General features: G+C 67.3%; 14 protein-coding genes. 7 read left to right on the top strand and 7 right to left on the bottom strand.

Features of this window, described 5'->3' with window-relative positions:
• A complete protein-coding gene (locus ASE48_RS02600; RefSeq protein WP_082613939.1) occupies positions 1-675 on the bottom strand; it encodes a hypothetical protein in 675 nt (224 codons plus the stop codon).
• A 151-nt stretch (positions 676-826) separates the two neighbouring features.
• Between ASE48_RS02600 and ASE48_RS02605 the strand changes: the two genes are divergently transcribed.
• Entirely contained in the window at positions 827-1,954 is a 1,128-nt protein-coding gene (locus ASE48_RS02605) for a TIGR03364 family FAD-dependent oxidoreductase (RefSeq protein WP_057165411.1), read from the top strand.
• 3 nt (positions 1,955-1,957) lie between these two features.
• Here ASE48_RS02605 and ASE48_RS02610 read toward each other — a convergent pair whose 3' ends face one another.
• The 4 genes from ASE48_RS02610 to ASE48_RS02625 form a co-directional block, all read right to left on the bottom strand.
• Positions 1,958-3,553, bottom strand: coding sequence for a threonine/serine ThrE exporter family protein (locus tag ASE48_RS02610; protein ID WP_057165412.1), 1,596 nt, complete (start codon positions 3,551-3,553; stop codon positions 1,958-1,960).
• Between the two features lie 22 nt (positions 3,554-3,575).
• Positions 3,576-4,793, bottom strand: a complete 1,218-nt coding sequence (locus tag ASE48_RS02615) for a serine hydrolase domain-containing protein (RefSeq protein WP_442928654.1) — start codon at positions 4,791-4,793, stop codon at positions 3,576-3,578.
• A 62-nt stretch (positions 4,794-4,855) separates the two neighbouring features.
• A complete protein-coding gene (locus ASE48_RS02620; protein WP_057165413.1) occupies positions 4,856-5,500 on the bottom strand; it encodes a dihydrofolate reductase family protein in 645 nt (214 codons plus the stop codon).
• A gap of 138 nt (positions 5,501-5,638) precedes the next feature.
• The gene (locus tag ASE48_RS02625) at positions 5,639-5,842 is read right to left on the bottom strand and encodes a cold-shock protein (RefSeq protein ID WP_057165414.1); all 204 of its coding nucleotides are present in this window, start codon (positions 5,840-5,842) and stop codon (positions 5,639-5,641) included.
• 571 nt (positions 5,843-6,413) lie between these two features.
• Here ASE48_RS02625 and ASE48_RS02630 point away from each other — a divergent pair.
• The gene (locus ASE48_RS02630; RefSeq protein ID WP_057165415.1) at positions 6,414-7,346 is read left to right on the top strand and encodes a hypothetical protein; all 933 of its coding nucleotides are present in this window, start codon (positions 6,414-6,416) and stop codon (positions 7,344-7,346) included.
• On the opposite strand, the gene ASE48_RS02635 is transcribed toward ASE48_RS02630, so the two are convergent.
• Positions 7,319-7,753, bottom strand: a complete 435-nt coding sequence (locus ASE48_RS02635; protein ID WP_057165416.1) for an SRPBCC family protein — start codon at positions 7,751-7,753, stop codon at positions 7,319-7,321. The genes ASE48_RS02630 and ASE48_RS02635 overlap by 28 nt on opposite strands.
• Positions 7,750-8,082, bottom strand: coding sequence for an ArsR/SmtB family transcription factor (locus ASE48_RS02640; protein ID WP_057165417.1), 333 nt, complete (start codon positions 8,080-8,082; stop codon positions 7,750-7,752). The genes ASE48_RS02635 and ASE48_RS02640 overlap by 4 nt, the downstream gene beginning before the upstream one ends.
• A 95-nt stretch (positions 8,083-8,177) precedes the next feature.
• Here ASE48_RS02640 and ASE48_RS02645 point away from each other — a divergent pair, with 95 nt between their 5' ends.
• The 5 genes from ASE48_RS02645 to ASE48_RS02665 all read left to right on the top strand — a co-directional run bounded on the left by ASE48_RS02645 (position 8,178) and on the right by ASE48_RS02665 (position 14,207).
• Positions 8,178-8,903 (top strand): DUF899 domain-containing protein, encoded by a 726-nt coding sequence (locus ASE48_RS02645; RefSeq protein WP_057165418.1) that lies wholly within the window; start codon positions 8,178-8,180, stop codon positions 8,901-8,903.
• Complete coding sequence (locus ASE48_RS02650) at positions 8,890-9,558, top strand: maleylpyruvate isomerase N-terminal domain-containing protein (RefSeq protein WP_235570645.1); 669 nt, start codon at positions 8,890-8,892, stop codon at positions 9,556-9,558. Before ASE48_RS02645 ends, ASE48_RS02650 begins: the two co-directional genes overlap by 14 nt.
• A 43-nt stretch (positions 9,559-9,601) precedes the next feature.
• The gene (locus ASE48_RS02655) at positions 9,602-11,176 is read left to right on the top strand and encodes a class I adenylate-forming enzyme family protein (RefSeq protein ID WP_235570647.1); all 1,575 of its coding nucleotides are present in this window, start codon (positions 9,602-9,604) and stop codon (positions 11,174-11,176) included.
• 66 nt (positions 11,177-11,242) lie between these two features.
• Positions 11,243-13,621 carry an ATP-binding cassette domain-containing protein gene (locus tag ASE48_RS02660; protein WP_057165419.1) on the top strand — a complete coding sequence of 793 codons (2,379 nt, stop codon included), beginning with the start codon at positions 11,243-11,245 and terminating at the stop codon, positions 13,619-13,621.
• Positions 13,622-13,652: 31 nt separating this feature from the next.
• On the top strand, positions 13,653-14,207 hold the full coding sequence (locus ASE48_RS02665) for a DUF4334 domain-containing protein (RefSeq protein ID WP_057165420.1): 555 nt from the start codon (positions 13,653-13,655) through the stop codon (positions 14,205-14,207).

The raw sequence follows: 14,207 nt of genomic DNA on the forward strand, positions 1-14,207 counted from the left end.
TCAGCGGATCGGGCCCTGCTGAATGATCGTCGGCGGCAGCGGTGCCGGAGGAGGCGGAGGAGGCACCGCTCCCGGCGGGAGTGGCGCGCCCGGTGCGGGTGCCGCGGCCGGCGCCGCTCCCGGGGCGCCGATCGGCAGCACGTCGGCCGGCGGGTTGGGATCCGAGAGCGAGACGAATCCGGGCGGCAGCGCCGGGCCACCGACCTGCGGTGTGCCCTGCAACGACGGCGTCGACGACGACGGATCGGTCAGCGACATGTAGCCCGGCGGCAGCTTGGGTGCGGGGCCGGCTCCCGGAGGGGCCCCGGTGGGCATCCCGGCCGTGCCGGCCTCGGAGAACGCGGCCATCGGGTCATTCGACCTGGCCGCGTTCCACAGATCCTTGATGTAACCCAGCCCGCCACCGGAGGACCCCTGCCCGTAGGCCGGGTTGGTCATCTGCGGCACCGGCGGGGCGCCGACCGGCGGCGGTGCAGGCGGCGCGGCCACCAACTCTTCGGGATTCACGGCCACCGGCTGACCCGGGATCGGCGCGGCGGGATCGCCCGGGGGCACCAACGGTGCCGGCTCGGCACCGGCCAGTCCGGCGGTGAACAACGCGCAGCCGGTAAGCAGTGTCGTCGCCAGTGCAGCCTTGACGGTGGAGCGCGTCACGGCACGCTGTCGATCGGTCATGGGTCAAAAGGCTAGCGCCTTGTCGTCGCCGGCGTCACCGATAGCCCAGGCCCGCCGCTCGGACGGCATCGGAGATGACGGGAAATCAAACCCCCGGTGAACGAATCCACCCCGCGTTCGGCGGGATTCGCGGGCCCCCGAAGATGGCCGCATGAAATCTGCGATCCCTGATCTGGTCATCGTCGGAGCGGGGATCATCGGCCTCGCGCACGCTGCCGAGGCGGTACACCGCGGACTCACCGTGGAGATCGTGGAACGCGACGCGCAGGCCGTCGGCGCCTCGGTGCGCAATTTCGGCCACGCCTGCATCACCGCGCAGGGCCCTGCCCTGCTGGAGACGGCCCAGGCATCCCGGCGCGGGTGGCTGCGCACCGCGGCTCAAAGCGGGTTCTGGGCGCCCGAGGCGGGCGCCATCGTGCTGGCGCGCAGTCCCGCCGAGGCCGCCCTGATCGAGGAGTTCCGCGATGACCGCGGCAGCGAGGCGGTGCACCTGCTGACCGCCGATGAGGTGCACGCCCGGTTGTCCGGGCCCGGACGGACCCCCGATCCCGCGATCCTCGGCGCCGCCTGGTTCCCGGCGGATCTACGGGTCGATCCGCGCACCACGGTCGCGGCCATCGCCGCGTGGCTCGCCGAGCAGCCCGGGGTGCGGTTCCACTGGCGCACCAATGCCGTGCGGTGCACCGATGCCGCGGTGCACACCAGCCGGGGCGTGGTGCGCGGACGGCACGTCCTGGTGTGCGTCGGCCACGACCTGGACCGGTTGTATCCGGTGATCGCCGAAGACAACGAGGTGGTGCGATGCCGCCTACAGATGGCACTGGTGCAGGCGCCGACCGGTCACCTGCTGGATTCGGCGGTGCTGACCGGCACGTCGATGCTGCGGTACGAGGGCATGGCGAATTTGGCCGCCGCGGCGTCGGTGCGGGCAGAGCTGGAACGCGGCAATCCCGAACTCCTGGAACTGGGCGCGAACATGATGTTCACCAGCCGGCCCGACGGCACCCTGCTGATCGGCGACTCGCACCACTACGGCGTCACGGCACCGCCCTTCCTCGACGAGGAGGTGTCTGCACACCTGCTCGCCGGTGTCAGCCGCATCCTCGGTGTCGACCGTCTGCAGGTGCTGGAGCGCTGGCAGGGCGTGTACGCCTCCAGCAGCCGCACCGATGTGCTGCGCGCGCGGCACGAGCCGACGGTCAGCTCGGTGACGGTGACCACCGGACTCGGGATGACGCTGGCCTTCGGGCTGGCCGCCCAGACCCTCGACGCGCTGTAACGGTCAGCTCGCGGGGCTGCCGTCGTCGGGTGCGCCCACATCCCGCGGTTGCCCGTCGCTGTCGAGATCCTCGGTCGCCGTCTCCGGCTCCAGGGCCACACTCTGTGCCCGCGGCACGGGCGCTCCGGTGATCGGCGGGGTGTCGGCCGGCTGCAGGCGCACCACCCGACCGACGGCGCGGCGCAGCCCGGGCGGCCCCTCGATCCGGACGAAATCGCCGACCCGGCCGGCCCGGTACCGCAGCGGGGAACCGAGCAGCTCACCCATCACCACACCGCTACCGATCGCGAGGGCGATGGCCACCGCAGACAGCAGCTGAGCGATGCCGTCCAGGAACCGTTCGTCGACGGCGAAGTAGAAGACGGACCGGAAGACGGCCAGACCCGGCAGCATCGGCGTGATGCCGGCGGTCGCGGTCACCAGGGCCGGCGCCTGGCGGCGAATGGAGGTCACGGTGGCCAACAGACCGACCCCGACGGAGGCGATACCGGTCGCCAGGACCACACCGATCTGGGCGTGACCGAGCCCGATCAGCACCGCCTGTGCGGCACCGGCCGCGACACCGGCGGTCACCACCGACCGCAGCGGCGCGTAGCTCGCCAGTGTCAGGCACACGCCGGCCAGGGCCGCGCCGAACACCGCGATACCGACCTCGAGCGGGCCGGTCGCGACGATGATGGATTGCGTCGCGTCGATGTGCAGCTCGATCTGGATACCGGCCAGCGTCGCGATCTGCAGGCCCGCCACGATGCCGACCACGATGCCCGCGGTCAGGAACAACGCATCGCCGAGTCGCCCGACGGCGGTGACCATGTAGCCGGTCAGTGCGTCCTGCACGGAGCCCACCAGCGTCATCCCGGACAGCAGCATCACGATGCCGGTGGCCACCAGCGCCGTCGGGTTCTGGTCGGCGAAGCGATAAGCCGCCACCGCCACCAAGGTGGCGATGGCGGCGCCGGCGGCGTGCTGGAAGAAGAACGGGGTACCGACCCGGTTCAGGAGACGGCCCACCCGGTCGATGACCGCCGAGGTGACCGTGGCGAGTACACAGATCTGCCAGGTGCCACCGAGCAGCATGGCGATGCCGAGCGCGAAACCCGCCCAGCAGGCGGTCGCCATCCACCGTGGATAGGGATGCGGGCGCTCGCTGAGCACGTCCATGGCGTCATGCGCCTGGTCGACGGTGACGCCGCCGGAGGTGATGCGCCGGACCAGCTTGTCCAGTTCGGCCAGCCGGGTGTAGTCGGTGGCGCGGTGCCGCACCGACCGGACGATGGTCAGCGGCGGACTGTCGGCGGTCGGCAATGCCGACACGATGATGGTGGAGAACGTGATGTCGACGACGCAGTCGCTGAGCTGATAGGCCGCCGCGACGTCCTGCGCGGTCGCGACGATGTCGGCGGTACCCGATCCGGAGGACAACATCACCTCGGCGAGCCGGATGGTGAGGTCGAGCACCTTGCGGGTGTGCACATCACCGACGTGCGTGGCGCTGCGTCTGCGCTGTCCGGCCACCGGCGCGGGATCCCGGCGACCACGAAGTGCGCCCCGCAGACTGCGACGTGCACGGGCCGTGTCTTCGGATCGATCAAAAACCATCACCGGACACGATACTGATCGGTCAGGACGCCAGTGCCAGGCCCGCGTAGATCTCGTCGAGAATCGGTGCCAGCATGGCATTGGCCGTGGTCCGCCCGTCCGGCGACAACGTCAGATTGGTCCAGATCACCAGCGTCACATCGTTTTCCGGGTCGTGACCGATGAACGAGTTGAAGCCGGGCAACTCGCCGCCGTGGAAGTACATGGCCGCGCCGTCCCCGAAGCTCTGGTGCGTGATGCCGTACCCGTACTGCTTGCCGTCGGGCTGGCCGGGATCCTCGGCCTGGAGCCCGTCCAGCCAGCGTTCCTGGGTGCCCGCGGCGAGCACCTCACCGGTCACCAATGCCCTGATCCAGGTGAGCAGGTTGTCGGCGGTGGAGATGACGCCGCCGGCGGCGGTCGCATACGACGAGTTCTGGTTCGTGTAATCGATGGGTTGCAGCGTGCCGGCCCGGGCTTCGGCTTGCATCGACGCCGGATAGGGCTCGTCGAGCAGGGCGTACCGGGTGGGCCCGTACATGTAGCCGTGTGATCCGGGGGCCGGGATGACGGTGTCAGCGACGGCGGGCAGAGTCGTCTGGTCCAGTCCCAGCGGGTCCAGCAGACGGTCCCGGAATTGTTCGGACAGCGTTCTGCCACCGGCTTTCTCGGCCACCAGACCGAGCAGCGCATAGTTGGTGTTGCTGTAGTCGTATTCGGCGCCCGGTGCGAAACGCGGCGGATGCCGATAGGCGATGGCCAGCACCTGCTGCGGTGTCCAGCTGCGCGCCGGGTGACGGTCGAGTTCGGCGGACAACTCCGGGTCGTCGGTGTAGCCGTAGAGCCCGCTGCGCATCGTGAGCAGCTCCTCGATGGTGATGTTCGCGCCGTTGGGCACATCGTCGACGTACCTGCCGACCGGATCGTCGAGGGCGAGCCTGCCGTCCTGGGCGAGCAGCATGATGAGTGCCGCGGTCATCGTCTTGGTGTTCGACGCGATCCGGAACCGGGTCTCGACATCGGGTTTCTGCGCGGCACCCAACTCGGTGGTGCCGACGGCGACATCGAAGCTGCCCTGCGGGGTGCGCAATGCGACCATCGCTCCCGGGACCATCAACGTGGCGGCGGCGTCTTCCACAGCTCGCCGGAACTCGGCGGCGTCGATCTTGTTGAGATTCGATGGGCTACCTGGCGGCTGTCCGCCCCCGCAGCCGGTCACGGTGAGTATGCACACCGCGGCGGTACACATCAGACGCGTCACGAACACCGTGCACCACCGCCTCAGCCCCGGCCACCCACTCGGAGCCTAGACCGGCAGAGCCGTCAACGCCGCCAAAAGAGGTGGTGCGTCACCCCGCTGGGGCTGGGCACCACATCACGATGGAACCGGTCGAGCAGCTCATCGGAGCTCCCCCACAGTCGGGTTCCCCCACCGAGCTCCACCGGGGCCACCGCCACGTGCAGGGTGTCGATGAGATCGGCGTCCAGGAACTGCCGAACGGTGTGCGCCCCACCGCCGAGCCGGACGTCCTTGCCCTGGGCGGCTTCTCTGGCCCGCTCCAGTGCGGTCGCCGGGTCGGCGTCGATGAAGTGGAATGTGGTGTCCGACAATGTGAACGACGGTCGCTTGTGATGGGTCAGCACGAAGACCGGGGTGTGGAACGGCGGCTCGTCTCCCCACCAGCCCTGCCAGTCGTGGTCTGCCCAGGCACCGCGATGGGGACTGAACTTGTTGCGGCCCATGATCTCGGCGCCGATGTTGCGGGCGAAGTCCCTGGTGAAGTAATCGTCGAGTCCGCGGCTGCCGCCGGGATCTGTGCGGTTGGGCCAGCTCGCGGTCGCACCGGCCCAGGACATCAGGGCCGCCGGATCGGCGTGCCCGAACGGACGCTCGAAGCTCTGGTCGCGGCCGGCGCCGAAACCGTCCTGCGATACCACGAAATTCTGGACTCTCAGCAGTTGGACCACGCGTTCCTCCTCAGACCGTCAACGAACAGTATTCAGACCGGGGCACGTACCGAAAGTCATCGCGAATGCTTGAGAAAGCACGAAACCCCCGGTCCGATCCACGCTGAGCGTGATCGGCCCGGGGGCTCGAGTAGGTCTTTACAGTCCGGTGACGCCGACCGCCTGGGGGCCCTTGGCGCCCTGGGTGATCTCGAACTTCACGCGCTGGTTCTCCTCCAGGTTGCGGAATCCGCCGGCCTGGATCTCGGAGTAGTGCACGAACACGTCCGGTGCGCCGCCGTCAGGAGCGATGAAGCCGAAGCCCTTTTCGCTGTTGAACCACTTAACGGTTCCTTCTGCCATGGTCTTACTTCTTTCTTCTTTTTTACTGGCCGAACGTCATGTCGACCAAGCCTGGGTTGTGCGACCGACGGTCGCCCAAATCAGTGGAGGTTCTGGGGGTGTGCGATGCCAAACAGGCCGTAAAGGGGGTGATACTGACCCCGGCCGCGATTCGGCCGAACACAGATACGTCGCTTCACGACTGCGACGTATTGCACGAGACTACCAACTGCACGTCCGACGACCTAATTTCGACACGGGTGAATTTTCCTCGCGCCGAAAGCGCCGACGGTCGATTGTGCGCGCTTTTTGCTCCGGCGGACCCGGGCTATCGAAGCTCGCGGATCGATGAGACCCCGGGCATGTGCCTTTTCCTGTTTTGCTGTCGATCTCCAGAGTTCTTGCGAACGGGAGATTATTTGCGAAAGAATCCCCGCGCGCCGCCACCGCCGGGACGCCGCGCGCACAGCCCGTGGGCGGCACCTATGATCTCCGAATACATCTTGCTCACAAGCCTTTTGCGCAGACACCGGGTTGGTCCCTGCGCCCGTCACTGAAGGGTCCGCGGTTGACTCGGGATCGACGCCGTATTGTGGTCGTGCGCGAAAACCATCTGGCTCGTGTGCAATTGCACATGGTCGACTGGGTTCGCCAGACATCAGAACTCCCCGCGCTCAGCGGTCGCCTTGCCCGCAGAGACGAGCAGGTGGCGCCGCTACCTGCGCTCGATGCTGCCGACGAAGACCTGGTGCGGCGGCTGGACGAAACCGGTGTCGCGAGCCGTCGCGTGGACATGGATGGCGCGGCACACGACGAGATCGCCACAGCCGTTCGGTGGCTGAGCACCCATGACACCACCCGGTCGGTGAGCTACCTGCCCAATGCACCTGAGTCCCTTTATCGCTGGGGACTCGATGAACAGAACCTCGATATCGCCGAGCGGCACATCCAGCGACCGGTTCGATACGTCGGGCTCGAGGTGAAGGTGGAACGCGCCCGCGAACCCCACCCGAGCCAGCAGGCTCGGCACTGGCACCTCGACGCCGAAGATCGACGCATGCTGAAAATCATCGTCTACCTCAACGATGTGGATTCCGGGTGCGGCCCGTTCCAGCACCTGTCGCTGCCGACGAGCGAGGACACGCGTCGGCGCCTCCGTTGCCGACCGGGCATCACCTTCCTCGACGACGAGGCAATCGCCGGCGTGGCGCCCCGATCCGATTGGCATCACGTGACGGGCACCGCCGGAACCGCCGTCTACGCCGACACCGGCCGCCTCGTCCACCGTCTGATGAGACCGACGGACCGTGACCGCTACTCGGTGACATTCGTGTACACCAGCGATCGGCCGTACGTGCTGTACTCGCGATTCATGCCGCCTCGGTCCTTCGTGGAGGCGATGGCAGCAGAATCGACGCCCCGCCAACGCCGTGCGCTGCCTGAGCCCTCCTGGCAGCGCAACCGGAAGGTGAAAAGCGCTTCGACCCCCTCGAGCCGTCAGGCGTCCAACAGATCCGCCAGCTGATCGGCGGTCTTCTGCCAACCGTCGTGGAAGTTGTCGTACTCCTCCGGCGGCAGCATGGCGTGTTCGATGGACATCAGTGTCTGGTCGTCCTGCAACGGCTCGAAGGTCACCGTGACCACGCTGGACATCGTCGGATCCACCCAGTAGGAGTTGGTCCAGGTGAAGCTGAGCAGGCGTGGCCGGTCGATGCTGACGAATTGCCCCGTGATGAGCACGCTGGTGCCCCGGTCATCGACGTCGAAGCGGAACAGCCCGCCGACCCGGGGCTCGACGGTGACGGTGACACACCGGGTGGGGCGCGGACACATCCACTCCCGCAACGACTCCGGGTCCAGCCACTCGTCGAACACCTCCTCGGGGCGGGCCGGCATGACCCGCTGCACGTGCACAGTGCGCGTCTCGGTCACTGCCCGGCCTTCTTACGGCGCAGCCGCTCGGCGAGCGCGTCGGCGCGGGTCGACCAGAAATCGGTCTGCTCGCCCATCCACTGCGCGGCCGGGGTCAACCCGTCGTCGCGCAGGGAGAGCCAGTGTTCACGGCCACGCACTTCACGGGTCACCAGACCCGCGGTTTCCAGCACCCCGATATGACGGGAGACTCCCGCGAACGTCATCGGCATCGGCGCGGCCAGATCGGTGATGCGGGCGTCACCTTCCCGCAGGGCCTCCAGCAGTCGGCGACGTGTCGGATCCGCGAGCGCGGCGTACGCCCGGTCCAGCAGCTGATCTTCAACCATTCTGTTGACTATATCGGGTGACGTGTGTTCTGCTCGATGCATATTCAACAAAGAGCTTGAATGATTGTGAGCGGGCGCAACGACAAGGAGCCACGATGCAGAAGCCACCGATAGTGAGCGCGCAGGCATGGGCGGCCGCCCATGCCGAGATGCTGGTCAAGGAGAAGGAACTGACCCGGGCCCGGGACGCGTTGGCGGCACAGCGCCGACGGATGCCATGGACCCGGGTCCAGAACCGCTATGCCTTCGACGGACCGGACGGCAGGGTGAATCTGCTCGATCTGTTCGACGGGCGGCGACAGCTGATCGTCTACCGCGCGTTCATGGACCCCGGCGTCGAGGGCTGGCCGGAACACGGTTGCAGCGGCTGTTCATTGATGGCCGATCACGTCGGCGACCTCAGCCATCTGAATGCCCGCGACACCACGCTGGTCTATGCCTCTCGCGGCTCGCAGCAGGACATCACCCGGATCAAGGACAGGATGGGCTGGACCATCCCCTGGTACACCATCGTCGAAGAATCAGGTGTCGCCTTCGACACCGATTTCGACGTCGCCGAATGGCACGGCACGAATGCCTTCATCCGCGAGGGCGATCAGATCTTCCGCACCTACTTCGTCAACAATCGCGGCGACGAGGCATTCGGAACCACCTGGAGCTATCTGGACATCACGGCGCTCGGCCGTCAGGAATCGTGGGAGGACTCCCCCGCCGGCTACCCGCAGACTCCGCCCTACGAGTGGTGGAGGTGGCACGACGCGTACGGCGACCGCACCGCTGGAGACACCGAGCAGGGATGTGATTCCTGTGCAGACCGTTGACGCACGCCTGACGGCGCGGATCTATGGGGACACCGTGGAGCGAATCTGCGCTCTGCTCCCCGGTGACGGGGACCCGTCCTGGGCGACCGGCGTGCCGGCGTGTCCCGGCTGGACCATTCGGGACGTGGTGGCCCACATGGCCGCCGTCGCCGAGGACTGGGCGGATCGGACGCTGGGCGGGGCGCCGACCGACGAGCAGACGGCCGAGCACGTCGCGAGGTTCGCGGACCGGAACACGACGCAGCTGCTGGCGGCGTGGGGCGCCGCCACGGCGCGTCTGCAACGGATGGCGGCCACCGACGGTTTGAGCCCTCCGCTCGGCGATATCGCCTGCCATGAGCACGATATCCGCGGCGCCCTCGATCGCGCCGGAGCTCGCGAATCCGCCGCCGTCTGGCACACCTCGGATCGGCTCATCCCGATGCTGCAGCCATCGCGGCCCGTGCGCATCACCGTCGAGGACGGTGAGTATCTGTGCGGGCCCGCCGAGGGACCCGAAATAGGGCTCACCACTACCCGATTCGAGGCACTTCGGTGGCGCACCGGGCGACGCAGCCGCGTTCAACTGACCACCATGAACTGGTCCGGCGATCCGGCACCGATCATCGATGAGCTGTATCTGTTCGGGCCGACCCCCGTCGATCTCGTGGAGTGAGGCCGCTGCCCTGTCGAGTGATGTCGTCGGCGATGATCAGTGGGTGACATCTCCGCAGACTGTTGTAACGCCGCTGACCGTTCCCGCGCTGCTGGCCGAACGGGTGCGCGCGTCCGGGCAGGACACCTATGTGATCACACCCGACGGAGGGTTGACCTATCAGGACGCCGAGGCGCGTTCGGCCGACATCGCCCGCCGGCTGCTGGCGGCGGGTATCGGGAAGGGCAGCCGGGTGGGCCTGTTCTTCCCCAATGGGATCGACTGGATCAGCTGGTGGCTGGCACTGTCGCGGATCGGCGCACTGGTCGTGCCGTTGAGCACGTTGTATGCGCCCGCCGAGATCGCCAAGGTGTTGCGGCTGGCCGACATCGGGACGCTGATCGCCCCGGCGGAGGTGCTCGGCACCGATGTGGGCGGGCGTTTCGAGGCCGCACTGCCTGAACTCCGGCATCAGGGTCGCGATGCCCTCTCGCTCACCGTTGCACCGTATCTGCGCCGGATCGTGCTCACCGAGGACACCGGGTATCGCTGGGCCACCCGGTGGGACGACCTGGCCCAACGGGTGTCACCGCAGGTGCTCGCCGCGGTGGAGGACGAGGTGTCGCCCGCCGATCTGGCAATCATGGTGCACACCTCCGGTTCGACCGCCGACCCCAAGGGCGTGCTGCACACCCACGGCACCCTGGTGCGCCAGACATCGACCTGGCCCATCGCGATCCGGGCGGTCACCGGATCCCAGGACCGGCCCCGGATCCTGTGCGCCATGCCGTTCTTCTGGATCGGCGGGCTGCTCGCGGCCATGGGCGCCCTGCACGACACCATCACCCTGCTGGTCATGGCGCGTCTCGACCCGGCGACAGCGCTGGACATGGTGGAGTCCGAACGTGGCACCGGGATCGTCGGCTGGCCGGCGTTCACCCAGCGCGTGCGCGACCACCCGAGTTTTGCCGATCGCGACCTGTCCAGCGCCCCGATGCTGCGGGACGGCCCGCTCGACATCGCGATGACCGACGTGCCCGACGGATTTCCGGTGCACCGCACCATGTCCGAGACGGCGGGCGGATTCGTCCACACCGAGATCGCCATCGTCGACGAGGACGGCGGGCCTGTGCCCGACGGCACCACCGGGGAACTGTGGATCCGCGGCGTGGGGGTGATGGCCGGCTACAACAAGCGTGAGCGCACAGAGATCTTCGACGCCGACGGCTGGTATCACACCGGGGACCGTGTCTACCGGCGAACCGGCGACCCGCGGTTGTTCTACGTCGGCCGCACCACGGATCTGATCAAGGCCGGTGGTGCGAACGTGTCACCGCTGGAAGTCGAGGCGGTGATCTCGGCGCTGCCCGACGTCGCGCAGTGCGTGGTGGTCGGACTCGAGCATCCCGAGCGCGGCGAGGAGGTGTGCGCCGTGGTGGTCCCAGTGGCGACGGGCCTGGATCTGACCGCCGTCCGCCGGCTCGCCCGCGAACAGTTGTCGGCCTACAAGGTGCCCACCCGGTGGGTGATCGCCACCGGTGACCAGATGCCGACCCTGCCCAGCGGGAAATTCGATCGGAAGGGATTGCTGGCCAACGTGATCGACGGTGTCCTACCGATCAGTCCGGCAGCTCCCTGACGCCGGCGGCCGGGAAGGCCGTGTCCCCCGCCTCGGGCATACCGGCGCATGGCAACATCGCTCTACATGCCGCATGCCGCCGACAGCCATGACCTGATCCGGGTGACCGGAGCGCGGGAGAACAACCTCAAGAACGTCGACATCGAACTGCCGAAGCGACGACTGACGGTGTTCACCGGTGTTTCCGGCTCCGGCAAGAGCTCGCTGGTGTTCGACACCATCGCCGCGGAATCCCAGCGCCTGATCAACGAGACCTACAGCTCATTCGTCCAGGGTTTCATGCCCAGCATGGCCCGCCCCGACGTCGACGTGCTGGAGGGCCTGACCACTGCCATCATCGTCGACCAGCAACGAATGGGCGCCGATCCGCGCTCCACTGTCGGTACCGCCACCGATACCGGAGCAATGTTGCGAATCCTGTTCAGCCGGTTGGGCACACCCCACATCGGCTCCCCGCAGGCCTTCTCGTTCAATGTCGCCTCGATCAGCGGGGCCGGCGCGGTGACGTTCGAAAAGGGCGGCAAAACCGTGAAGGAGCGCCGCGATTTCAACATTCTCGGCGGTATGTGCCCGCGCTGCGAGGGACGCGGCGCCGTCAACGACATCGACCTGACCGCCCTCTATGACGACACCAAGTCCCTCAACGGCGGTGCGCTCACCATCCCCGGGTTCAGCATGGAGGGCTGGTACGGCCGGATCTTCAACGGCTGCGGCTTCTTCGATCCGGACAAGCCGATCAACACGTTCACCAAGTCCGAACTCGACGCGCTGCTGTACAAGGAGGCCACCAAGCTCAAGATCGACGGAGTGAACCTGACCTACCTGGGCCTGATACCGCAGATCCAGAAGTCCTATCTGTCCAAGGACGTCGACGCGATGCAGCCGCACATCCGCGCCTTCGTCGAACGCGCGGTCACCTTCACCACCTGCCCGGACTGCAATGGCACCCGACTCTCCGACGCGGCACGGTCATCGAAGATCGAGGGCGTCAACATCGCCGACGTGAGCAGCATGCAGATCACCGACCTCGCCCAGTGGATCGGCAAGCTCACCAAGAAGGCGGCGGCCAAACCGCTGGCGCCCTTGCTCACCGCACTCGGACACACCCTGGATTCCTTCGTCGAGATCGGCCTGGGATACCTGTCCCTGGAACGACCGGCAGGAACCCTGTCCGGCGGAGAAGCTCAGCGCGTCAAGATGATCCGGCACCTGGGATCGGCGCTGACCGATGTCACCTACGTCTTCGACGAGCCGACCATCGGGCTGCATCCGCACGACATCGCACGGATGAACAACCTGCTGCTGCAGTTGCGGGACAAGGGCAACACCGTGCTGGTCGTCGAGCACAAGCCGGAGACGATCGCGGTGGCCGACCATATCGTCGACCTGGGCCCCGGGGCGGGCAGCGCCGGTGGTGAGGTGGTGTTCGAGGGCACCGTCGCAGCGTTGCGCAAGAGTGGCACCATCACCGGCCGCCACCTCGACGACCGCGCCGCCTTGAAGGAGTCGGTGCGAGAGCGCAACGGCGCGTTGGAGATCCGCGGTGCCGGTACCCACAACCTGCGTGACGTCGATGTCGACATCCCACTGGGCGTCCTGGTCGTCGTCACCGGTGTGGCGGGTTCGGGAAAGAGTTCGCTGATCGACGGTTCGGTGGCTGGTCTCGACGGTGTCATCACCATCGATCAGGCCGCGATCCGCGGTTCCCGGCGCAGCAACCCGGCGACCTACACCGGCCTGCTGGAGCCGATCCGCAAGGCGTTCGCCAAGGCCAACGGCGTCAAACCCGCCCTGTTCAGTTCCAACTCCGAGGGCGCCTGCCCGACCTGCAACGGTGCCGGCGTCATCTATACCGAACTCGGCGTGATGGCCACGGTGGAATCCACCTGCGAGGAGTGCGAGGGCCGCCGCTTCCAGGCCTCGGTGCTGGAATACACGCTGGCGGGCAAGAACATCGCCGAGGTGCTCGCCATGCCGGTGACCGAAGCCGTCGGCTATTTCGACAGCGGCGAGTCGAAAGTGACCGCAGCACAGAAGATCCTGAGCCACATGGCCGATGTCGGCCTGGGCTACCTCACCCTCGGTCAGCCGTTGACCACGCTGTCCGGTGGCGAGCGGCAACGCCTGAAACTTGCCGCGAGACTCAGCGACAAGGGCGCCGACGAGGGGACGGTCTTCATTCTCGACGAGCCGACCACGGGCCTGCACCTGGCCGACGTCGAGCAACTCCTCGCGCTGCTGGACAGCCTGGTGGACGCCGGCAAATCGGTGGTGGTCATCGAGCACCACCAGGCCGTGATGGCCCACGCCGACTGGATCATCGACCTGGGGCCGGGAGCCGGACACGACGGCGGGCGCATCGTCTTCGAGGGAACACCACGGGACCTGGTGGCCGACCATTCCACGCTGACCGGTCGGCATCTGGCCGACTACATCGCAGATTGAGCACTTGACACGTGTCAAGTATGGTGGAGGGATGCTTGCCGAAGACGTGCTGACCACCGTGCCGACCACCACCGCCGAAGCGCTCGACGTCTTCGACGCCGCCCCCGGTGTCGACCCGGATTTCATGATCGGCACCTGGCACGGCGCTGAACTGCCGACCGCGCACCCGATGGACGGGCTGCTGGCCGCCAGCGGCTGGTGGGGCAAGCAGTTCGTCGATGCCGAGACCGTGCATCCCCTGCTGTTCCCGAAAGACGGGGGCACCGCGCTGTGGCCGCTGAATCCGGTGCTCGCCTTCGGCGGTCTGGGCATCGCCACGAAGGTGCCGCTGGTGCGTAACCTCTCGTTGGTACAGCCCATCTCGGCACTGCGGCCCGCGCTGCGCACCAAGGCACCCAAAGCCCGGCTGCGCACCACCCGGTACCGCGGAACCGACAGCGCGACAATGATCTACGACAATCTCCCGATCAACGACGTGTTCCGCAAGATCTCCGACGACACCGTGATCGGCGCGATGGACTACCGCGGCGGCAAACGTCCGTATTTCTTCGTCCTGCAGCGCGACAACTCGCTGCCGGTCGAATAG

The organism is Mycobacterium sp. Root265 (genome assembly GCF_001428895.1).
In the GTDB taxonomy this organism is placed as follows: Bacteria; Actinomycetota; Actinomycetes; order Mycobacteriales; family Mycobacteriaceae; genus Mycobacterium.

What these genes read in the sequence shown, in the direction of transcription:
- ASE48_RS02600 (WP_082613939.1), bottom strand. Translation starts at nt 675, where the DNA reads ATGACCGATCGACAGCGTGCCGTGACGCGCTCCACCGTCAAGGCTGCA.
- ASE48_RS02605 (WP_057165411.1), top strand. Translation starts at nt 827, where the DNA reads ATGAAATCTGCGATCCCTGATCTGGTCATCGTCGGAGCGGGGATCATC.
- ASE48_RS02610 (WP_057165412.1), bottom strand. Translation starts at nt 3,553, where the DNA reads ATGGTTTTTGATCGATCCGAAGACACGGCCCGTGCACGTCGCAGTCTG.
- ASE48_RS02625 (WP_057165414.1), bottom strand. Translation starts at nt 5,842, where the DNA reads ATGGCAGAAGGAACCGTTAAGTGGTTCAACAGCGAAAAGGGCTTCGGC.
- ASE48_RS02640 (WP_057165417.1), bottom strand. Translation starts at nt 8,082, where the DNA reads ATGGTTGAAGATCAGCTGCTGGACCGGGCGTACGCCGCGCTCGCGGAT.
- ASE48_RS02645 (WP_057165418.1), top strand. Translation starts at nt 8,178, where the DNA reads ATGCAGAAGCCACCGATAGTGAGCGCGCAGGCATGGGCGGCCGCCCAT.
- ASE48_RS02660 (WP_057165419.1), top strand. Translation starts at nt 11,243, where the DNA reads ATGCCGCATGCCGCCGACAGCCATGACCTGATCCGGGTGACCGGAGCG.
- ASE48_RS02665 (WP_057165420.1), top strand. Translation starts at nt 13,653, where the DNA reads ATGCTTGCCGAAGACGTGCTGACCACCGTGCCGACCACCACCGCCGAA.